The organism is Phycisphaera sp. (assembly GCA_025916675.1).
In the GTDB taxonomy this organism is placed as follows: Bacteria; Planctomycetota; Phycisphaerae; order Phycisphaerales; family UBA1924; genus JAHCJI01.
The window spans coordinates 1,839,954-1,857,783 of record CP098402.1; the positions used below are offsets into that span (position 1 = coordinate 1,839,954).

The window sequence follows — 17,830 nt, forward strand, 5'->3', positions numbered from 1 at the left end:
ACCATGGCTGAACTCAACCTCGTCCAAGCCATCAACCTCGCCCTCGCCCAGGAAATGGAGCGCGACGATCGCGTCATGGTCCTGGGCGAAGACGTCGGCCTCAACGGCGGCGTCTTCCGCGTGACCGACGGCCTCCAGAAGCGCTTCGGCGAGGACCGCGTCGTCGACACGCCCCTCGCGGAATCGGGCATCCTGGGCACCTCCATCGGCCTTGCGATCAACGGCATGCGGCCAGTGCCCGAGATCCAGTTCGAGGGTTTTCTCGGGCCGGCGTACGACCAGATCGTCCACCATGCCGGGCGCATGCGCACCCGCACGCGTGGAGCCGTGACCGTGCCGTTGACGGTTCGTGTGCCCGTGGGCGGCGGCATCCACGCGCCCGAGTTGCACAGCGACAGCCCCGAGGCGATCTACAGCCACCACGTCGGCCTCAAGGTCGTCATGCCAAGCACGCCCTACGACGCCAAGGGGCTGCTGCTGGCCGCCATCCGCGACCCCGATCCGGTGATGTTCTTCGAGCCCAAGCGCGTGTACCGCAGCTACAAAGAACAAGTGCCCGAGGACGACTACACCGTCGAGATCGGCAAGGCCAAGATCGTCAGCGAGGGCGACGACGTCACCGTCATCACCTGGGGTGCCACCGTGTTCCAGGCGCTCGCCGCCCTCGACGAGCTGCCCGAGGACGTCAGCGTCGAACTGATCGACATGCGGACCATCTACCCGATGGACGAGGACACGATCGTCGAGAGCGTCATGAAGACCGGCCGCTGCGTCATCGCCCACGAGGCACCGCGCACGGCCGGCATGGGCGCCGAGATCGCGACCATCCTGCAGGAGAAGTGCTTCCTGCACCTGGAGGCCCCCGTCCAACGCGTGACCGGCTTCGACACCGTCATGCCGTATTACAAGCTCGAAAACCACTACCTGCCCGAGGCGCCCCGCATCAAGGAGGCGATCGAGCAGGTGCTGGCGTACTGAAGAGTGGCAATTGGGGGTTGGCAGTTGGCAATTGCCTGAAGCCCGATTTGCTCAAACCCAATTGCCCATTGCCCATCGCCAATTGCCAATTCCCATCTTCCGAGGACCACCATGGCCGGCAAAGTTTCAAGCGATCCCAACATCTTCCTCCTGCCCGACATCGGCGAGGGCCTCCAGGAGGCCGAGGTCATCAAGTGGCTGGTCAAGGAAGGCGACACCGTCGAGGAGCAGCAGTCGCTCGCCGAGGTCGAGACCGACAAGGCCCTCACCGAGATCCCCTCGCCACGCGCCGGGACCATCAAGACCCTGCACGGCAAGGACGGCGACGTGATGAAAGTGGGCGAGCCCTTCGTGAGCTACGAGGGCGGGAGCGCCGCCGGCGCTAAGTCGTCCAACGACAAGCCCAGCCGGACCGACCACGCCGCGGCTGCTCCCGATGCCCCGGCCGCGCGCGAGGATGATGGCACCGTCGTCGGCAAGATGAGCGCCGACACGCCCGGCCTGACACGCCAGGAGGGCAAGGCCCTGGCCACCCCGGCCGTGCGTCGCAAGGCACGCGAGGCGGGCATCGACATCAACGCCGTGCCGGGCACCGGCATCGGCGGCCGCGTGCTCGAGAAGGACCTCAAGGCCTTCACCGACTCGGGCGGTGCGACCAAGAAGCCCGCCGCCGCGCCGTCAAGCAACCAGAACGCCGGCACGACGCGCAAGCCCATGCCGCGCCCCCAGCAGCCGCAACAACAGCAGCCGCAGTACCAACAACAGCCGCAATACCAGCAGCAACCGATGGGCTACGGCATGCCCCAGATGCAGGGCCAGATGCCGATGGGCATGCCCATGATGATGGTGCCCGTGCCCATGATGATGCCCTACGGCATGATGGGCGGCATGGGCGGTGGCGGCGTGCCGATGGCTCCCGGTTACGTGCCCGCGAGCGCACGGCCGATTCCCGATCCGGCCCAGCAGAGCAAGGCCAGCAGCGGCGATTCCAGCACCGCCTTCCGCGGCGTGCGCCGGACCATCGCCAGCAAGCTGCGCGAGAGCGTCGACACCGCCGTGCACTTCACCGTGATGGACGAGGCCGACGTGACCGACCTGGACGGCCTCCGCCGGCAGCTCGCCGAGCAAGGCACCAAGCTCAGCTTCCTCCCCTTCGTCGCCGCGGCGGTGTGCAAGGCGATCGCGCCGCGCGCCGGTGGCCGCTTCGGCGCGCTCAACGCCCGCGTCGAGGGCTCGGGCGATAGCCAGGAGATCGTCGAGCACCACGCCTGCCACCTGGGCATCGCCACCGACACCGACGCGGGGCTCATGGTGCCAGTCATCAAGGGCGCCGACCAGCTCGACGTGCCCAGCATGAGCGATGCCATCGCCAACGCCGCCAACGGCGCCCGCACCCGCAGCGCCGCCCGCGAAGACCTCTCCGGCTCCACCTTCACCATCAGCAACGTCGGCAGCCATGCGGGCATGTTCGCCACGCCGGTGATCAATGCTCCTGAAGTGGGCATCCTCGCCGTCGGCAAGGTCTACGACGCCGTGGTCGTGCGTGACGGGCAGGCCGTCGTCGGCAAGAAGATGCCCCTGAGCCTGGCTTGCGACCACCGCGTCGTCGACGGCGCGACGGCGGCGCTGTGTTTGGCGGAGATCGTGAAGCTGTTGCAGGAGCCGGGGTCGATCGGCTGACGCCGCGCGTGGTGCTTTGGTGGGTTTTGCACGCTCGTGTGGTGCTTTGGTGCGTGTTGCACGTTCGACGCTCGGCGGAGCCGAAGACGGCTGCGCCAGCGCTCGACCAACGGGGGTGCTTTTGGGCGCTCGCTTTGCTCGCTTGCGGCCTACCGGCCGGGCCGCTCAGCGGCCGCGCCTCCCGCATGCGCCGGCGCCGGAAGACCGGCTTGGCGGATGCTTCGGCGTCAAGAGCCAACGGCGCATGTTCGCACAAGGCACTTCGCGCCGGGGCATCCGCCCCAGCCCGTCTTCGGGCGCAGGGCGCATGCCCCGGCGCGGCCGCTTCTGCGGCCCCGGCGGTAGCCCGTCAAGGGAGCGCAGCGACCGCTCCAAAACAATCTAACTTGGGGCAGCTCTGGCGCAGCCGTCTTCGGCTCCGCCAGAGCGTCGAACGTTCGTGACCCGCCAGAGCACCCCCACGAACACCCGTGCCCCCTCGCTCGCGCGAGGGGCTCGTCAGGACGCGCGTTTCGCCAGCCCGCACTCGGGGCACGCACCAATCCCCTCGCCCAGCTCGTACCCGCACGCCGCGCACAACCCACACTTCACGCGGCGGCGGAGCTTGCGCCAGCGCAGCAGGGCCAGGGGCGTCAGCACGAGCAACGCGTAGAACAGCGTGTTGCCCAGCAGGCCGGGCCAGAGGGGGAGGGTGGGAATGGTCCAGTCGCGGCCGAACGCGGTGACGGAGTAGCCGCCCTTCCACTGGCTCGCGTGTGAACCCGACGCATTCCTGCCGTTGTGGTGGGCCGCACGCATCGGCCAGCCAAATCGATAGCTGATTGTCGAGCCTCTCCGTCCGTCGAGCGGGGTCCGGATGTCCCGTGGACGGGGGGCGGCGTCGACAGCCCTCGCACTCCCCATCTCAACAAAGTACCGCAGCGTCTCGTCATCCAGCCTTGGCGTGGTCGCAGTCGACCATGTGTTCACACCGACATAGTCGTGCCGCTGCATGATGATGGCCTGCCCGTCGCACAGGAACACAGCGGAGAAGTCGGGGGATCGGACCGCAAGCGGAGAGGAATGCCAAACGACCGAAGCCACCACCGCGCTCCCCACTGCCAGCACCACCCCCACCATCAGCGCAACCACAACCAGGCGCACCGTGAGCATGCGTGGGGGTCGCGGCGGATTCGGGTCGCGGCGGGTGCGCATGGGGGACGGTAGCGGGCCGCGAAGGCCGTGCGCCGCTCCGTCCGAGCCGCGGGCGTGCGCACGCGGCCTCAGGCCAAAGCGGTGCGATGCCAGCACGCGCCGGGGTGCTCGAAGAGATTGAACGCGAAGGTCGCGAAGAGCGCGAAGCACCGCCCCAACGAGCCCCTCGCGCGAGCGAGGGGAATGGGCGTGCGAGCATCCATTCCCCTCGCTCGCGCGAGGGGCTCGTCAGAGTGTGGTCCTGGTGCGCGGATGGCCATTCCATGGGCGCAGAAACTCCTTCCAGGGACGCAGGAGCTCTTCCGAGAGGCGCAGGTGGAGCATCCAGGGGCGCAGGTGCTCCATCCAGGGGCGCAGGAACGCCGTCCATGGGCGCAGGTGGAGCATCCATGGGCGCAGGACTCGTTCTTGCGCACGGGTATCGGACACTCGGGGCACGCCGGCGACCGCCCGGCCCCCCGGTTCGGGGGGTGGGCTTCGCGGCGTGGCGGACCGCGGCGCCGGAAGGATCTCGAATGGAACTTCCTGGCCGATCATACCTTGCGAAAAACTTTCAAAGAACTCCAAACTCGGACCAAAGTCACCGCGCCAGACCGTCGATCCACTTCTCGGCCCCGGGCGCGTGACCGGGGGCCAATCAGACTCGCGGGCGTCGGCCGGGTTGGTCGGGCCCCGGACCAACCCAATCGGAGCATCGACATGGGTACGAACTTGCCCGCCGAACGCGGGCCCGCACTGGACTGGATCAACGCGCACCTGGAACCATGGGGCGACAACGCCGCGGCGATCGGGCTCGATCCGACGGAAGTCACGGCGCTGGTGACCCTGGCCGGATCGGCCGAGACCGCCCGCACGGAGGCGGACACCGCCCGCCAGGCCTCGAAAGCGAGCACGCTGAACTGGTACGACAAGGCCGACGCGGCGATGAACTGGGCCCGCGACCTTATCTTGAAGGTCAAGACCCACGCGGCCATCAACAACGACCCGCAGGTGTACGTCCTCGCGCAGATGAGCCCCAAGGACCCGCCCGGGGAAACACCCGCCCCGGACGTGCCGAGCGACATCAAGGCCGAGCTGCTCGACCAGGGCCGCGTGCGGCTGACGTGGAAGGGCAAGGGGCCGCGCGGGACGTTCTACATCGTCAAGCGGCGCCTGACCAGCGAAACCAACTTCACGGTCGTCGCGACGGTCACCGACAAGGCGTTCACCGACGAGGCGCTGCCCTTCGGCACCGACCGGGTGACCTACGCCATCGACGCCCAGCAGACCGACAAGCTGGTCTTCGGCCCCGAGAAGAACGTGCAGCTCGGCGTCGGCAACGGGCAGCAGGCCGCGGCCCAGATCGGCGGCGGCGCGCAGAGCGACGCGGCGTAAGCACATCGGCAGATCAGCACATGGGCAGATGGGCAGATGAAGAGGGGCGTGCCATCTCTTGGTCTGCCCATTTTCTTAATTGCCGATTTGCCCATTTCGACCCCCACCCCCCCCACGGAGTGGGTGGGGCAGCCGCCCTCGCGCCGGGTCCTGCCCGACCCGGCGCGGAGGGAGAGCCGCTTCCCAAGAGCATTCCTATATATCGATTTCTGCACGCCCGAAACGGGCACGGCGACGTCGCCGGTGGTGCTACCGGGTCTGGTTGCCGGGGTTGCGGATTGTGACAGAAAAAAACGCCGGCGTCCCCGATACGGAGGACGCCGGCGTGATCAATGTCCCGAGCGGTTACGAACCGCGACCATCCAAAACCCCTCCACGGAGTGGCCCCCCACGGAGTGGGCTAGCTGGCGGCGGCGATGGCGTCGTTCAGGCGTTCGCGGATCTCGCCGGCGCTCAGGCTGGCGCCGCGGATGTCGCCCAGGACGGCGCCCGTGTCGGCGTCGAGCAGGTAGATGACGGCGGTGGTTCCGCCATTGGACCGCTCGAGGCTGTCCAGGCCGGCGTCGCGCAGGGTGGCGCGGGCCTCGGGGTTGCCGCGGTCGGTGTAGTCGGCGCGGATGACGCGGACGCTGTTGTAGGGCAGCGAGGTCATGGCCTCGTTGAACTTGGGCTCGAGCGTCTTGCACGGGCCGCACCAGTCGGCGGTCATGGCCACGGCGACGACCGACGCGCCTCCGGCGGCGGCTTCCAACTGACGCTGGTCGGCGCTGGTCATCATCTCGGTGGTGCCCGTGGACGAGCACGCCCCGAGGCCAAGGGCGGCGGCGAGCAGGAGGGTGGCGGCGAGGGTGCGGGGGGTTGGGCGTGTGGGGGTCATGGTCGTTGCTCCTATTGATAGGTTATGAAAGCGGCCGGGCCGCGCGTCCCCAGGGTAGAGGGTGCGTGGCCCGGCCTTTATTCCCGGCGCGGGGTTTCACGAAGTCTTCGCGCCCGGCGGGGCGGGCCCCTGGCCCTCGCCGGCGTCCCCGCTCGATGGGCGGGGACGGCTGGCGGACGCGAACGCCCGGGCGTAGTCGCGGCCGACCTCGGCCAGCTCGACCTGACGCAGGTCGAGCGTCCGGGCCCGGCGGGGCGACGAGTCCTCGGCATCGGCGTCCGGCCGCTTCACGCCGATGGCCCGCGCAACCACGAACGGCAGGCTGACCGCCAGCACACGCATCGGCGCGCCGGCCCGGCCGCCGGCCTCCTGGTCGCCGTCGTCGTCCTGCTCGGGCAGGCTGGTGATGCCGTGGCTCACCGGCTCCTCGCGCTCGCAGTCGAAGCGCCAGAACCGCTGGTGCCGCACCAGCACGGTCACGTACTGACCCGGCTCGACGTCCTCGGGTGCCAGCCGCCGGCTGACGCCGGCACGCTGGTGGACGCTGGAGAAGGGGAGGACTCGGGTTCGCTGTTCTTGCACTTGGTCTTGCTCTCGGCTCATAATGCACACTCCGGCCGCACGGCCTCGCTCGGGAGCTCGGCGCGCGGCATCACACGGATGAAAAGACGGACTGGTTTGAGGGAAGGGGGACCGAACTCAGCCGGCGGCGAAATCGACGGCCAGGTAGGCCTTGATATCGGCAAACACGTGCCAACTCGCGGCGCGCACGATGGCCACCGGGCCGCGGCCCATGGCAAGTCGTGATGGATAGAGCGCCAGCATCGCACGGTTCCTTTCGGGCCCGCCACAAGAAAGGGCGGGGAAGAATCATCCCCAGCCACGCCGGCCGGTCAAGTATTCCCCATGGCAAGCAGCTTTCTTATCCTCGGCTTGGCCGGCGGCGTCGGCAGCGGCAAGAGCGCCGTGGCGGCCATCCTGGGCGAGCTGGGCTTCGTTGTCAGCGACTCGGACGCCGGGGCGCGGGCCGTCCTCGAACGGCCCGATGTGATCAAGCAACTGGTGCAAGCCTTCGGCGAGAACATGCTCGACGCCGAAGGCAAACCCGATCGCAGGGCCATCGCCGACGCGGTCTTCGGCGATGACGCCAAACGCAAGGCGCTCGAAGGCATCGTCCACCCCCGGCTGCACGAGGAACGCGCCGAGTTGATCGGGGCTGCGCGAGCAAAGAACGCCGCGGGCGTGGTCATCGACGCCCCGCTGCTGTTCGAGGCCGGCGTCGACGCCGAGTGCGACGCGGTGATCTTCGTGGACACGCCCCGAGACATCAGGCTGGGGCGGGTGGTCGAGGGCCGGGGCTGGAGCGAGGCCGAACTTGACCGCCGCGAGGCCGCCCAAATGCCCCTAAACCAGAAGCGGGAGCGCAGCGACGCCGTGGTCTCGAACGACGGCGACCTGGCCGCCCTGCGGGCCCAGGTCATGTCGGCCCTGGAGGCCATCGAGCACGCCCAGAGCTGCGAATAGGGCCCTCAAATGCCCCAATTTGCCCGGGCCGTTGGCGGTGGCTATCGTCCCATCAGCCACGCGACTCGTGGCGACCTTTCCCCCGCCAATCCGGATGATCCTTCTGGCACGCGTCGCGTCCCGGACCGTCCCCAAGCCCGGTGTTCGGGCCCATCGATTGGTTGATGATTCGGGCTGGAGGGTGGCATTCGCCGCCTGCTGCCAGCCCCGATCCGATCCCCGTCCCCACCCTTCAATCCTGCGAGGATGCCATGGCGAAGACCCCGCCGGCCGAAAAGCGTGAAGACCGCGAGAAGAGCACGTCGACGGCGACCGCCGACACCCCCGACCGCCCCGAGCGCGAGAGCGGCGAGCGGCGGCGCCCCCGCGAGGGCGGCAGCCGCCGGGACAACAACGACGGTGGCGGCGGCGGCACCCGCCGCAAACGCCGCAAACGCAAGGGGCCAGGCGGGAGCAGCAACTTCGAGCACGGCCTTCCCAGCGACGACGAGCTCGAACGCGAAGCCGCCGAGATCGAGAAGATCGCCGCCAAGGCCGACCCCAAGGCCCTCAAGGAAGCCCTGAGCATCAGCGACCTCCAGAAGATGGAGCTCGATAAGCTCAAGAAGCTCGCCAAGAAGGACGGCCTCGAGGACTACGACGGCCTTACGAAACAAGACCTCATCTTCAAGCTCCTCAAGCTCCGCGCCGCCAGCCAGGGCCTGCTCGTGGGCGACGGCACCCTCGAGATCATGTCCGACGGCTTCGGCTTCCTGCGGAGCGCCGAGCAGAGCTACCTGCCCGGTCCGGATGACATCTACGTGAGCCCGAGCCAGATCCGCCGCTTCGGCCTGCGCAAGGGCATGATCGTCCGCGGGCTGATCCGCCCGCCGCGCGAGAGCGAACGCTACTTCGCGCTGCTCCGCGTCGACGAGGTCAACGGCCGTGAGCCCGCCGCCGCCCACAAGCTCAAGCTCTACGAAGACCTCACGCCCCTGCACCCCGAGGAGCGATTCCACCTGGAGACCGACGCCAGCGTCATCGAGACGCGCATCATGGACCTGGTGGCCCCGCTGGGCAAGGGCCAGCGTGCCCTCATCGTCGCCCCGCCGCGCACGGGCAAGACGGTGCTGATGCAGAAGATGACCCAGGCCATCACCGCCAACCACCCCAAGGTCAAGATCATCGTCCTGCTGGTCGACGAGCGGCCCGAGGAGGTCACCGACTTCCGCCGCAACACCAGCCCCGACGTCGAGGTGGTCGCCAGCACCTTCGACGAGCCGGCCACCCGCCACGTGCAGGTGTGCGACATGGTCATCGAGAAGGCCAAGCGCATGGTCGAGTTCGGCGACGACGTTGTCATCCTGCTCGACTCGATCACCCGCATGGCCCGCGCGTACAACGCCGAGCAGCCCCACAGCGGCAAGATCATGTCCGGCGGCATCGACGCCAACGCCCTGCAACGCCCCAAGAAGTTCTTCGGCGCCGCCCGTGCCATCGAGAACGGCGGCAGCCTGACCATCATCGGCACCGCGCTCGTCGACACAGGCAGCCGCATGGACGAGGTCATCTTCGAGGAGTTCAAGGGCACGGGCAACAGCGAACTGCACCTCGACCGCAAGCTCGTCGAGAAGCGCGTCTGGCCCGCAATCGACGTCGGCGCCAGCGGCACCCGTCGCGAGGAACTCCTGCTCGACCCCAAGGAACTCGAGCTGACCTACAAGCTCCGCAAGGTCTTGAGCGACATGAACGTCGTCGAGGGCATGGAGCTGATCCTCAACCGGCTCAAGAAGACCAAGACGAACGCGGAATTCTTGATGACGATGCAGTTGGGTTAAACGTCTCCCGCCCGATCAGCGCCAAGGGCCACGTTATGCCCGAACCCAACCACCCCAACCCCGTACTCAACAACACGCGTCTCAGCACCGCCGCGCTGGCCCTGGTGGCCACCGTGTGGGCGGGGGCGCTGGTCGTGGCCGGGCTCTGGTTGGTGTTCAGTGCGGGGCCCAGATGGCCGATGTTCTCGGTACCAGCCGCCCTGGGCGGCTGGACGGCCGTGGCCATGGGCACCTTCGTGTTCATGTTCCTCGTGGCCGACCGATTGTTCCCCAAGGCCGGGCGGACGATCGGCTGGGTACTCGAGGTCGCGCTGGTGGCCGTGTTCTGCATCGGTGGGCTGGCCACGGGGTTGGCCCTGTGGTTCGGGCCGGAGTGGTTTGGAGGTGGTTCTTGACGCGTTCGTACCGGCTGGCTGTTTGTCTCGTGCTGGCCGCGTTGGCCGGCCTCGCCTCGCGCGCGCACGCGCAGCCCAAGCCCGAGCCGCTGGACGACTACGCCGCCTTCGGGCTGGGGCGCGTCGCCCTGCTCGACCTGCGCATGCAGAACGATCCCAGTGAGGACGACTACCGCATCGCGATGCTCGCCTTCGACCTGGCCCGCACCTACGCGCCCGACGAACCCATCCTGCTCCGCCGCCAGATCGAGGCCGCGTGGTCGGCCGGCCTGGACGCCCGCGCCCTCGAACTCACGCGCGAGCTGATCAAGATCGATCCGGCCGACGATGTCGCCCTGCTCCGCATCATCGCCGCGGGTATCGAAAAGATCCACACCGTCGAGGATCGCCTGTCGGCCTATGACCGGATGGTCGGGGCCCAGAGCATCTCCCCAGCGGTTCGCAGCCGCCTGGCCCTCGACGCATCGCTCCTCGCACGCGAGACCGGCGACGAGCGCCGCTTCGTCGATCTCCTCGCCACCGCGACCGAACTCGACTCGACCAATAAGCAAGCCGCCGCCCTCGCGCTGGCCTACTTCAGCCAGGCCGGCGGCGAGCCCATCGGCCGCATGGAGCTGCTCGCCAACCTCCTACTGGCCGACCCGGTCGATCCCAACGTGCACGGCCAGATCTCGGACCACCTGGCCAAGGGCGGCGCCTTTGAGCAGGCGTTGCGATTCCACGATCACTCGGCGTCGCTGCTCATCAGAGCGCGACAGGTCCCGCAGCAGGAATCCCTCCTCCGACGGGTGCGCTTGAACTGGCTGGTCGAGGGTCCGGGCGGCCTGGCCGATGAACTCGAGCTACCCGTGCTCCAGGAACGCGCCCGCCTCGAGCAGATGCTCAACCTCATGGCGCAGCGTGGGGAGAACACCGAGGGCACGCAGCAGCCCAGCGACATCCTTCCGCCGCCCGAGGCGGCCCTGCTCCGCATGCTCCTGGCCGAAGCCGAGGGCAATCCCACCGCGGCCAGCCGGGCGTCCGAAGATCTACGAGGATCGACGGCCCAGCGCTTGCAGCAGATGATGCTCAACACCCAGGGCGATCGGGACCAAGCCCGGCAGGTAGCCCTGCTCGCCACCCGGGTGCGCGCCGAGACCGCGCTGGCGATGGTGCTGGCCGGGGTCCAACACGAACTCGTCCGCGCCGACGTCCGCCAAGCGAACGAGGCCATGGAGCGAGCCATGGCCGACGAGGCCATACTGGGCGAAGTTGATATTGAGATCATCGACCCGGCGCGGGAGCAACTCGGCCTCGTCGTCGCGCTCCTCAGCACCATCGATGCCGTCGGCACGCCCGAAGCAGAAGAACGATTGGCCGACCTCAAACGCCGCGTGGATGAGCGGACCGCCCCCATGGCTCCGCTGGCGTACGCCCACGCGTTGCTCGTCCACGGCCGCATCGCCGACGCCCTGCCACTGCTCCGCAGCTTCGCTCGCGAAGACCCCACCAGCATGTGGGGCGCCTGGGCCCACCAGAGGCTGCTCGACCTCGGCGTAGGCTCGCCCTTCCCCGAGGCCAGCGGCCTCACCGCCACGGCGCGTGCGATCCCCGCCTGGCTCGATCGGATCGTCGAGAAGCCCGAGAACTTCATGGAGTTCTCCGTGCGTGCCGTCGGGCCGGAAGAGCATGTCACCACGATCACCCGCCTGCGATTGACCCTGCGCAACAACTCGCCCATTCCCCTCGCTGTGGGCCCCAGCGCCCCCATCAACAGCCGCATCCTGCTCTCACCCGTGCTCGACGCCGACCTCGACCGCCTGACCCCGGTGGCCATCCCCGAGGTCAGCAGCGTCGACACCCGCCTGCGGCTCATGCCACGCGAGCGCCTGGAGATCGACGTGTGGGCCGGTGCCGGGCTCGCGGGCTGGTACCTTGAAGCCGCCGGCACGCGCACCACCCGCACCCGCTGGCGTGCGTTGCAAGGGTTCATTTACACGCAGCGCGCTGGGTATCTGCCCGGCCCCATGTGCCTGAGCGCCGAGACCGGCCTGATCGTGCGCCGCCCGTTGCCCGAGATCCGTTTCGAAGGCGGGCGCATCATTACCCGCCTGCTGGCCGACGATCCCGCGGTCCTCACCACGATCGCCAGCGCGCTCAAGGCCGGCCTCATCGGCCCGGATGCCCCACCGCAAGGTCGCGATCCCGCGCCCTTCGTGCCGATCATGAACGCCGCGGGGCAGCGGCTGACCGAGTCGTCCGAGTTGGTCCAGGTGTGCCTCATGATCGCACTCCCAAACACGAGGGTCAGCCGAGCGGTAGAGCCGTTCGATCGCATCGTGCTCGACACCGCAGCGGGCCCCGTGGCGCTGGGCACCGCCCTGTTTACCCGTGCTACCGACCCCGAAGATCCGGCCTTCGCTCGCGCCGCCGAGCACGACGACGCCCGCGTTCGCGAACTCGCTTCGCTCTTGCAAGCCCGGCTGCAACGCAACGGCAGAAGCTACGCAAACTTCCAGGGCTTCGGCCCGCCCCAGGCGCAGTCCGCGGGCCAGACGCCAGCCGTTGCTCCGGCGGGCCCGCCCACGCCATGACGCCCCAGGCGCGCCAGCGCAGACCGAGGCGGTCGAACGCCGGCCGCGTGCGCACGCTGGCCACCAAGGCCAACCGCTGGCGGCAGACCAGGTGGTTCCGGCTGGGCGGCTTCGTCGCCGGCACGGTACTCGTGTTCCTGGCCATCGCCGCCGCCCTGAAGCAAGACCCCGACGCCGTGCGCAAGTCGATCGACGCGCTGGGCACCCACCCCTGGTGGTTCGTCCTGCTGTTCCTCGTGATGCCGTTGCTCAACTGGCTGAGCATCTCGGCGTCCATCTGGTTCCTGCTCTCGCGCTTCGGTCGGCTCGGGTTCGCCGAGACCCTCGGCCTCATCGGCATGGCCTGGCTGCTGAACTACCTGCCCATGCGCCCAGGCATGGTTGGCCGTATCGCCTACCACAAGGCCGTCAACGGCATCACCATCCGCCACACCGGGCAGACGCTGATCGAGGGCACCGTCATCACCGCGATCTGCAGCGGCGTGCTCCTGCTCGGCGCGGTGCTCTTGCGGAGCGTCGATGCGGGCCTCGCGTGGGCCTTGCTCATCGCCATCCCGATGATCGCCGGCGCACTCGGCTCGGCGGTGCTCTGGAGCAGCCGCCCACTCACCGCTCGCTACTGCGCCGCCGGTGCCCTGCGCGTGCTCGACATGGCCGTCTGGGCCGGCCGCTACGCGCTGGCATTCGCGATCGTCGGCTCCTCGATCGAGCTCCCCGCCGCCCTTGTGCTGGCCGTCGCCAGCCAGATCGCCATGCTCATCCCCATCGCTGGCAATGGCTTGGGTATCCGCGAGTGGCTTATCGGAGCACTTGCCGCCGGCATGCCCGCCGCCATGCTGGGCGGTGCCGACGCCAACCTCTCGCAGGGCCTGACCGCCGACGTGCTCAACCGCTTCGTCGAGGTGCTGGTCGCCGTCCCGCTGGGCCTGCTGTGCCTTGGCATCATCCTCCGCCGCCTGCGACGCTTTCAGAGAACCCAGGCACCCCCTTCGGGAGTTACTTGAGACCTTCCCTAGCCGCCCCCGGCACGCGCCACGCGCCGTTTATCATTGAATGCTTATGCTGCTTTTCGTCTTCTATGCCGTCCTCGTCTGGTATGGTGCCATCCGCTGGCGCCACAACTGGCGTGCGTTCGCGTGGGTCGGGGGCGGGCTCGTCGGCGTGCTGGTGGTCATCCAGTTCCACACGCTGCTCGACGCCTGGACCCGCCAGGACATCTACCTGCCCGTGCTCCAGACCCTGCTGTGGAGCTACCTGCTGCTCGTCGGCTCGGTGGGCTTCTTCGTCGCGTGCATCCCGCAAGCCCGGGGGCCGTGGTGCTGCGAGAAGTGCGGCTACGACCTCACGGGCGTGCCGGGCTTTGCCGACGTCTGCCCCGAGTGCGGTGTTCCCATGACCGCGGAAGTCGCCTACGCCGCCGAGCGTCGCGCTCGTTCACTGGTGTCCGCACCCATCCCCGCCGGCCCCGCTCGCGCCCCACGCGATATGGCCGACGTGCTGGGCCACACGAGTTTGTCGAAGGATCTCTCAGCGTCGGAGCACACGCCAGCCGCCGCCGATCAACAGGATCACGACCGGCACGCCCAGCACCAGGCCCCACCGCAAGGCTGACAACATACCGCTATCGATCTGCCCGATCATCGCCACGCTCGACGAGCTGACCGTGGGCGCGATGAACTCGTCACGCCCCGAGAGCCACAGCACCGACGCGTCGAGCAGCGCCAGATTCCCGGGATAGCTGCCCACCATGCGCCCGTCGAGACTCTGGCCCGAGCTCACGATCTCGTCGGCCAGCCAGTCGTTGCTGCCCACCACCACCACGCGGCCCGCACCACCGCCAACCTCGCGCTGGGCGGCCCAGGCGATCGTCCAGGGCCCATCAGCGTCGTCACCCTCGGCATCGCGTACGGGCGGATTCGACACCAGCGGCCGCTCGGCACGGGGCACGCGACGATACCCCGACCAACGCGTCTCGCCCCAAGCCTGCTCATCGTCCACCACCAGCAAGGGCCACGCTTGGGCATCGCCCGCGTGCTCGATCGGCACCGCCCACGGCGCGTACATCAGCAAGCCGGTCAACGCGCCTTGCAACGCGTGCTCGCCCCCCGACCCACGCACGAGCATGTCATGCTCGACCACCTCGCTCTGTGTCGGCTTGCTCACGAGTGACAAGCCCGATTTGGTCTCGAGCCCGAATACCGCCAGCGGCGCGGCCGTGGCATCAACACCACCGCCGACGACCACCTCGCTCGGCGTCAAATTTACCATCAGCGGCTGGCCCGCGTCGACCAACCGCTGGACCAACTCACCCAGCTTCGCCACGCGCTCGTCGGGCCTGGGGGCCAGCGGGTCGGGCGAGCGCACGCTCGTGTTCGTATTCAGCACCAGGTGGATCACCGGCCTCGCCCCCGCCGGGTCGAGCCGGACCAGCCCGGGCGGGTCGGGTTCGAGCATCAAGGGCCACTCGATCACGTCGATACCTTGCTGCCGAAGGTGCCCAATGGCCACGCCCAGCGCACCCGGCCGCTCGATGAACCGGGCATCCTCGGCGTGGGCCACGATCACGATCGGCCGGCGTGGGTCGATCGCCGTCAGCATCGCCGTGGCGACCAGCCCCTCGACCCGCCCACGCAGCGAGGGCGCCGTCGCCGCTTCGGGCCGCAGCACGCCGGGCGGGGGCAACAGGGTTTGCGCGTCGATGGCCACCGCGTTGTCGGGCCCCACGAGCACCGCGGCGGCCGCATCCCCCACCGCCCGCAACACACGCACGACATCGAGGGTTTCCATTCGCTCGGCGGTATCCGCCGCGGATGCGCACAGGTCGCGCGCCGGGCCTGCGGCTTGGGCGAGTTCCATGATCGCTCGGCGGAGCGGCTCGGGATAGCTCGGATTCCGTGCGATCGCCTGCGCCTCGTCGGCGAGGATCGATAGCTCCCCCGCCGCGCCCCTCGCGGGCGCGGCAATCGCAGACCGAGCCCGATCGAGCGCAGGCACATTCACGCCCGGCATGATGGCCGATTGGAGCTGGCTCTGCACTTCGCCAGCCGCGCTACGCAGATCCTGGGCCAATCCCGGGGCGGTCTGTGCCCGCCGTTGCATGATCGCTCGGATCTGCTGCTGGCCATCACCAGCGGCCGCTGCCGTGGCGGTGAGGTTCGGCACCACCGCGTCGTCGATCACCTCGGCCGCGCGCGCCAGCTCGGCCGCCGCACGGAGCAAGGCCTGTGCTTGGGCCTGCATCTCCCCCGCCTCGCGCGCCGCCAGCCGCTGGCCGAGGGCTTCCAGACCGCCGCGGGCAGATTCACCCTCCAAAGCCGTCACCGTCATCGCGCCGGCGGCTTCCAATTCGCTCCCGACATCGAGCAACGCCTGCCACGCCCGCGGATCAACGCGAGTGACATCCGCCGCCACGACCAATTCGAAGCCCGCCCCCGGCTCGACCGCCTCGATCAACCGCCGCGTCTGGGGCGCGAGCCGGTGCTCGCCGGTGGCCGTCACGTCGAACCGCACGCTGTGCCGGTCGGCCAATGCGATCAGGAACACCGCCGATACGGCGTTGGCCACCAGGAACGTGCCGGCCAGCCACGCGACCGACACGCGGCGCAGCCACGGGCCCTTCTGGGAAGGCTTGCGCTTCACAGCCACCTCCGCACGCCCAGGCACATCGAGGCCGCCAGCACGAACCAGCCGGTGAGCACCACGAAGAAGCCCACGTCGCCCGTGTCGATCACGCCCTTGGCAAACCCCTCCAGCCGATCGGTAATCGCGAGGGCCGCCAGCACGTCGGCCACCGCCTCGGGTGCGCGCGAGCGGCCGGTGGTCGTCGCCAGCAGCCACACGAACAGCGCGAGCATCGCGCCAAGAAAACTCAGCGTCTGGCTTGCCGTCAGGCTCGACGCCAGCAGCCCGACCGACAGGAACAGCAGCCCCAGCAGCGTGACGCTCAGGTACCCCGCCAGCATGGGCCCGGGGTCGGGCATCGGATCGCTGAAGACCAGCAGCACCCCCACCAGCGGCAGGGTGCAGGCCAGCAGCGCCAGCAGGAAAAGCCCCGCGCCCACGAACTTGCCCAGCGCCAGCGACAACTCGCTCACCGGCGAGGTCGCCAGAAGCTCGTAGCTGCCCGTCCGCAGCTCATCGCTCACCAGCCGCATCGAGATCGCCGGTGCGATGGGCAGCATCAGCCAGGCCGCCGTGGCGAACAGCGGCCGCATCGTCGCGGGCGCCCCGGGCACCAGCACGAACTGCACGAACATCCCGCCCCACAGCCCGGCGTACAGCGCGAGCACCAGCCAGCCCACCGGCACGCGGAAGAGCGCCACGAACTCGCGCATCGCGATGGCCCAGGTCGTTTTTAGTACTCTCACGCCGCGCTCCCGGCCGGGGCCGCGTCAGGCCCGTGTTCCATGAGCTTGAGGAACAGCGTTTCCAGCGAGGCCTTCTCGCGCTCGAGCAACCGCACTTCGGCCCCCGCCGCCGCCAGCTTCGCACCGAGCACCCTTCGCAACTCAGCTTCACCGATGTCCGCCGGATCGAACCCCACGCGCCACCGCACCACACCGTCGTCCATCTCACGCGGCAGCACCGCACCGACACCCTCGACCGCCCCCACCGCGCGCGCCGCTTCGGTGGCCGATTGCTCGGTCGGGAACCTTGCCTCGCACACCAGCTCGTGCTCGCCCCGGGCCAGCAACTCGTCGAGCGGCCCCTGGGCGCACAGCCGCCCGCGCGCCAGGATCACCACCCGGTCGCACGTCCGCTCGATCTCGGGCAGGATGTGGCTGCTCACCAGCACCGTCCGCCCCTCGGCCAATCGCCGGATGAGCGAGCGTGTCTCGGTGATCTGCCCCGGGTCGAGACCGTTGGAGGGCTCGTCGAGCACGAGCACCGGCGGGTCGTGCAGGATGGCCGTCGCCAGGCCCACCCGCTGCTTGTAGCCCTTGCTGAGCTGGCCGACCCGACGCCGCCGGACCGACTGGAGCACACAGGCGTCGATGGCCTTGTCGACCGCGCTCTTGCGCGCCTTGCCACGCATTCCATGGAGCGAGGCCCGAAAACTCAGCAGGGCTTCGACCGGCATCTCGCCGTAGGTCGGGGCCGATTCGGGCAGATAACCGATGTGCTGGCGAACCCTGATCGGATCGCGGGAAGCCTGGACACCCCCAACACGGACCCAACCGGCGTCGGGAGCCGTATAGCCGGTGATGATTCGGATTGTGGTGCTCTTACCGGCACCATTGGCTCCCAGAAGCCCGGTGACGCGGCCCGGGGGCACGTCGAAGCTCACGCCGCTGAGGGCGTGGACCCGGCCGTAGCTCTTCTGGAGGTTTCGGGCTTCGATCATGGGTGGGAGCGAGATAGGCGGGAATCGGAGGGTCGATCGGGACTCAAAAGGCCGGATGGGACGGCCGGGATGGA

At 69.0% G+C, this 17,830-nt stretch carries 15 protein-coding genes; 9 read left to right on the top strand and 6 right to left on the bottom strand.

Annotated elements, in window-relative coordinates:
- Positions 1-3 precede the first annotated feature (3 nt).
- Both NCW75_07910 and NCW75_07915 read left to right on the top strand, forming a co-directional pair.
- Positions 4-978, top strand: a complete 975-nt coding sequence (locus NCW75_07910; GenBank protein ID UYV11227.1) for an alpha-ketoacid dehydrogenase subunit beta — start codon at positions 4-6, stop codon at positions 976-978.
- 111 nt (positions 979-1,089) lie between these two features.
- Positions 1,090-2,658 (top strand): 2-oxo acid dehydrogenase subunit E2, encoded by a 1,569-nt coding sequence (locus NCW75_07915; GenBank protein ID UYV11228.1) that lies wholly within the window; start codon positions 1,090-1,092, stop codon positions 2,656-2,658.
- A gap of 498 nt (positions 2,659-3,156) precedes the next feature.
- On the opposite strand, the gene NCW75_07920 is transcribed toward NCW75_07915, so the two are convergent.
- Complete coding sequence (locus NCW75_07920) at positions 3,157-3,852, bottom strand: hypothetical protein (GenBank protein ID UYV11229.1); 696 nt, start codon at positions 3,850-3,852, stop codon at positions 3,157-3,159.
- A 699-nt stretch (positions 3,853-4,551) separates the two neighbouring features.
- On the opposite strand from NCW75_07920, the gene NCW75_07925 reads away from it, so the two are divergent.
- Positions 4,552-5,226: a hypothetical protein gene (locus NCW75_07925; GenBank protein UYV11230.1), complete on the top strand. Its 675-nt coding sequence runs from the start codon at positions 4,552-4,554 to the stop codon at positions 5,224-5,226.
- Between the two features lie 400 nt (positions 5,227-5,626).
- On the opposite strand, the gene NCW75_07930 is transcribed toward NCW75_07925, so the two are convergent.
- Together NCW75_07930 and NCW75_07935 are read right to left on the bottom strand one after the other, a co-directional pair.
- The gene (locus NCW75_07930) at positions 5,627-6,103 is read right to left on the bottom strand and encodes a thioredoxin domain-containing protein (GenBank protein UYV11231.1); all 477 of its coding nucleotides are present in this window, start codon (positions 6,101-6,103) and stop codon (positions 5,627-5,629) included.
- A 96-nt stretch (positions 6,104-6,199) separates the two neighbouring features.
- Positions 6,200-6,706, bottom strand: coding sequence for a hypothetical protein (locus NCW75_07935; protein ID UYV11232.1), 507 nt, complete (start codon positions 6,704-6,706; stop codon positions 6,200-6,202).
- 303 nt (positions 6,707-7,009) lie between these two features.
- Between NCW75_07935 and coaE the strand changes: the two genes are divergently transcribed.
- The 6 genes from coaE to NCW75_07965 all read left to right on the top strand — a co-directional run bounded on the left by coaE (position 7,010) and on the right by NCW75_07965 (position 14,023).
- On the top strand, positions 7,010-7,627 hold the full coding sequence (gene coaE, locus NCW75_07940; GenBank protein ID UYV11233.1) for a dephospho-CoA kinase: 618 nt from the start codon (positions 7,010-7,012) through the stop codon (positions 7,625-7,627).
- Positions 7,628-8,187: 560 nt separating this feature from the next.
- The gene (gene rho, locus NCW75_07945; GenBank protein UYV14185.1) at positions 8,188-9,444 is read left to right on the top strand and encodes a transcription termination factor Rho; all 1,257 of its coding nucleotides are present in this window, start codon (positions 8,188-8,190) and stop codon (positions 9,442-9,444) included.
- Between the two features lie 35 nt (positions 9,445-9,479).
- Positions 9,480-9,839: a hypothetical protein gene (locus NCW75_07950; protein ID UYV11234.1), complete on the top strand. Its 360-nt coding sequence runs from the start codon at positions 9,480-9,482 to the stop codon at positions 9,837-9,839.
- Entirely contained in the window at positions 9,836-12,412 is a 2,577-nt protein-coding gene (locus NCW75_07955; GenBank protein UYV11235.1) for a hypothetical protein, read from the top strand. Before NCW75_07950 ends, NCW75_07955 begins: the two co-directional genes overlap by 4 nt.
- Entirely contained in the window at positions 12,409-13,416 is a 1,008-nt protein-coding gene (locus tag NCW75_07960; GenBank protein ID UYV11236.1) for a hypothetical protein, read from the top strand. The genes NCW75_07955 and NCW75_07960 overlap by 4 nt, the downstream gene beginning before the upstream one ends.
- A 49-nt stretch (positions 13,417-13,465) precedes the next feature.
- On the top strand, positions 13,466-14,023 hold the full coding sequence (locus NCW75_07965) for a hypothetical protein (GenBank protein UYV11237.1): 558 nt from the start codon (positions 13,466-13,468) through the stop codon (positions 14,021-14,023).
- On the opposite strand, the gene NCW75_07970 is transcribed toward NCW75_07965, so the two are convergent.
- The 3 genes from NCW75_07970 to NCW75_07980 are packed head-to-tail and all read right to left on the bottom strand — an operon-like array spanning position 13,940 to position 17,756.
- Entirely contained in the window at positions 13,940-16,051 is a 2,112-nt protein-coding gene (locus tag NCW75_07970; protein ID UYV11238.1) for a hypothetical protein, read from the bottom strand. The genes NCW75_07965 and NCW75_07970 overlap by 84 nt on opposite strands.
- A complete protein-coding gene (locus tag NCW75_07975) occupies positions 16,048-16,779 on the bottom strand; it encodes an ABC transporter permease (protein UYV11239.1) in 732 nt (243 codons plus the stop codon). Before NCW75_07975 ends, NCW75_07970 begins: the two co-directional genes overlap by 4 nt.
- Positions 16,776-17,756 (bottom strand): ABC transporter ATP-binding protein, encoded by a 981-nt coding sequence (locus tag NCW75_07980; protein ID UYV11240.1) that lies wholly within the window; start codon positions 17,754-17,756, stop codon positions 16,776-16,778. The genes NCW75_07975 and NCW75_07980 overlap by 4 nt, the downstream gene beginning before the upstream one ends.
- Positions 17,757-17,830: the final 74 nt, after the last annotated feature.

What these genes read in the sequence shown, in the direction of transcription:
- NCW75_07920 (UYV11229.1), bottom strand. Translation starts at nt 3,852, where the DNA reads ATGCGCACCCGCCGCGACCCGAATCCGCCGCGACCCCCACGCATGCTC.
- NCW75_07925 (UYV11230.1), top strand. Translation starts at nt 4,552, where the DNA reads ATGGGTACGAACTTGCCCGCCGAACGCGGGCCCGCACTGGACTGGATC.
- NCW75_07965 (UYV11237.1), top strand. Translation starts at nt 13,466, where the DNA reads ATGCTTATGCTGCTTTTCGTCTTCTATGCCGTCCTCGTCTGGTATGGT.
- NCW75_07915 (UYV11228.1), top strand. Translation starts at nt 1,090, where the DNA reads ATGGCCGGCAAAGTTTCAAGCGATCCCAACATCTTCCTCCTGCCCGAC.
- NCW75_07980 (UYV11240.1), bottom strand. Translation starts at nt 17,756, where the DNA reads ATGATCGAAGCCCGAAACCTCCAGAAGAGCTACGGCCGGGTCCACGCC.
- NCW75_07910 (UYV11227.1), top strand. Translation starts at nt 4, where the DNA reads ATGGCTGAACTCAACCTCGTCCAAGCCATCAACCTCGCCCTCGCCCAG.
- NCW75_07935 (UYV11232.1), bottom strand. Translation starts at nt 6,706, where the DNA reads ATGAGCCGAGAGCAAGACCAAGTGCAAGAACAGCGAACCCGAGTCCTC.
- coaE (UYV11233.1), top strand. Translation starts at nt 7,010, where the DNA reads ATGGCAAGCAGCTTTCTTATCCTCGGCTTGGCCGGCGGCGTCGGCAGC.
- NCW75_07930 (UYV11231.1), bottom strand. Translation starts at nt 6,103, where the DNA reads ATGACCCCCACACGCCCAACCCCCCGCACCCTCGCCGCCACCCTCCTG.
- NCW75_07960 (UYV11236.1), top strand. Translation starts at nt 12,409, where the DNA reads ATGACGCCCCAGGCGCGCCAGCGCAGACCGAGGCGGTCGAACGCCGGC.
- NCW75_07950 (UYV11234.1), top strand. Translation starts at nt 9,480, where the DNA reads ATGCCCGAACCCAACCACCCCAACCCCGTACTCAACAACACGCGTCTC.